The organism is Xylophilus sp. ASV27, from assembly GCF_016428875.1.
In the GTDB taxonomy this organism is placed as follows: Bacteria; Pseudomonadota; Gammaproteobacteria; order Burkholderiales; family Burkholderiaceae_C; genus Xylophilus.
In genome coordinates, this window is sequence record NZ_JAELTO010000403.1 from 1 (window position 1) to 292 (window position 292).

Consider the following 292-nt stretch of genomic DNA (forward strand, 5'->3'; position numbering starts at 1 on the left):
CCACGTGACCCAGGCCTTCGCTCAGGTGCTCCAGATAGCTATCGAAGCGCTCGGCTGCATTCATCGATCCTCCAAATCGAAGTCCGGAAGATCGAATTGTGACATTTATGACACAGTAAGACTAGGGCAAAGCTGAACAAGTCCACCACTGGCGGCTCGAATGCGTTGTGATCCGGTGAAGCAACAGACCCTGGCAGCAGCGGCCGATCAAGAGGCCGGATTCGAGCAATACCGCCGCCCCACCCGACGCGATGTGTTCCTGGCGACGATGGAAGAGATCGTGCCGTGGCAG

The 292-nt window shown here is 57.5% G+C and carries 1 pseudogene; it reads left to right on the forward strand.

From position 1 onward, the window contains the following. Positions 1-175 precede the first annotated feature (175 nt). Positions 176-292, forward strand: a pseudogene (locus JHD63_RS25175) (IS5/IS1182 family transposase); the annotation flags it as partial.